This is a genomic window from Dactylosporangium sp. NPDC050688 (genome assembly GCF_040654515.1).
GTDB lineage: Bacteria > Actinomycetota > Actinomycetes > Mycobacteriales > Micromonosporaceae > Dactylosporangium.
Genome location: NZ_JBFAIC010000180.1, coordinates 1 through 1,629 on the forward strand (window position 1 = coordinate 1; position 1,629 = coordinate 1,629).

General features: G+C 67.6%; 2 protein-coding genes. One reads left to right on the top strand and one right to left on the bottom strand.

Annotation, left to right across the window (positions count from 1 at the left end):
- Positions 1-212: 212 nt before the first annotated feature.
- Entirely contained in the window at positions 213-560 is a 348-nt protein-coding gene (locus AB0H83_RS51820) for a hypothetical protein (RefSeq protein WP_360111462.1), read from the bottom strand.
- Between the two features lie 454 nt (positions 561-1,014).
- Here AB0H83_RS51820 and AB0H83_RS51825 point away from each other — a divergent pair, with 454 nt between their 5' ends.
- Entirely contained in the window at positions 1,015-1,440 is a 426-nt protein-coding gene (locus AB0H83_RS51825) for a hypothetical protein (protein WP_360111465.1), read from the top strand.
- Positions 1,441-1,629: the final 189 nt, after the last annotated feature.

Below are 1,629 nucleotides of genomic sequence, written 5' to 3' on the forward strand. Positions count from 1 at the left end.
GCTGAACGCGTTCCAGATCGCCTTCGAAGGCCGACTCACCCCGGCCAACGACTGACTACCTCAACAGCAAGATCAGCCGTTAACTTGACAGACCCCCATCGGCAGATCCGCGCGCCAAGCCGCCAGCTGGGCGGTCACAGTCTGTAGCGCACCGGACCGCGGCAGATGCGTGCACCGCCGACTGGCATCGTGGATTCTGACGGTATGGGGATTCAGGTCGAACTGCGGATAACCGGCGAACGGGTGCGAGCGCTACCGGACCCGCTGTCGCGGTTGCCGAAGATCCACCGGTCCTGGCTGGCGGGGTTGAACCGGCCGTAGTACCTGGGCACGATCCAGGTCTTCGGCTTGTTCTGATGGCTGTAGCACGCCCACTTGTAGGTGAGCTGCCACAGATAGTGGTCCAGGGCCGCGAAGGTCCAGGGCCGCGAAGGTCCTGGACCACGCTGCTCCCCGGTAGTAGTTCGCCCATCCCGCACGATCGGGTTGATCTTCGCGAGGACGGCCGTATCCTCGTCGACCCCGACGAGGGCTCCCTGCGCGAGGTCGGCGGTGATCACATGCGCTCATCTCGGCCAGAGTCGCGCGCGCTGTCGGTCAGCCTCACGCACGGCGACTGCCTCGCCGGCGCGCGATGTCAGCGGCATGAGCGGATGTGGCCTTTCGAGCGTGGTGCGGGTCGATCGCGGCTATCCGGGTTGGGCGGTGCCGACGAGGATGGGTACCTCCAGCACTGTGGCGCGGTCGCCGTCGGCGTCGGCGAGGTGCTCCTCGACGGTGGGGCCGGTGATGGCTAGTGGTCTGTCGGTGAGGACCCGCGGTAGGCATGAGGTATGCCAGTAGTGACGGCGCCGGCGTTGCCGGTGAGTGGTGATCAGCGGGCTGAGTTGGAGCGGATGGCCAGGTCGACGGTCCTGCCGTACCGCACGGTGGTGCAGGCGCGGGCGTTGCTGTGGGCGGCGGGTGGGGTTGCCAACGAGGCGGTTCGCGCAGACGGGACCGGACGGGGTGGGGGTGATCGCCAAGGGGCGGGGCCGCAGATCGTGGCTGCCGGCGGGCACGGTCGAGCGGGTGCTGGACCTGACCCTGCACGAGCGGCCGCCGGACGGGGCCACGCACTGGACGACGCGGTCCCTCGCGCGGCGGGTCGGTGTCGGTAAGGACGCAGTGGCTCGGATCTGGGCCGACCATGGTCTGCAGCCGTGGCGGGTTGCCACGTTCAAGGTCAGCAACGATCCGCGGTTTGAGCAGAAGCTGGTCGACGTCGTCGGGTTGTATCTGAACCCGCCGGTGCGCGCGGCGGTGTTCAGTTTCGACGAGAAGCCCCAGTGCCAGGCGGTGGAACGTACCCAGCCCGGCCTGCCGGCGGCTCGCCGCCATGCCCCGGTGGCGAGCAGGCGCAGCCCGTTGAGGCCGACGATGACGGTGGAACCCTCGTGACCGGCCACACCCAGCGGCAGCGGCAGATGGCCGAAGACGTCCCAGAGCACGAGCACGGTGATGAACGTGGCGGCGATTGCGAGGTTGGCGATGACGGGTCTTCGAACTTGGTGGGGGTCTGACTGCCCGGCAGGACTCCATTGTGGACCCTGATTGATAGATGCCCGTAGCTCTTGTGGATCATGTTGT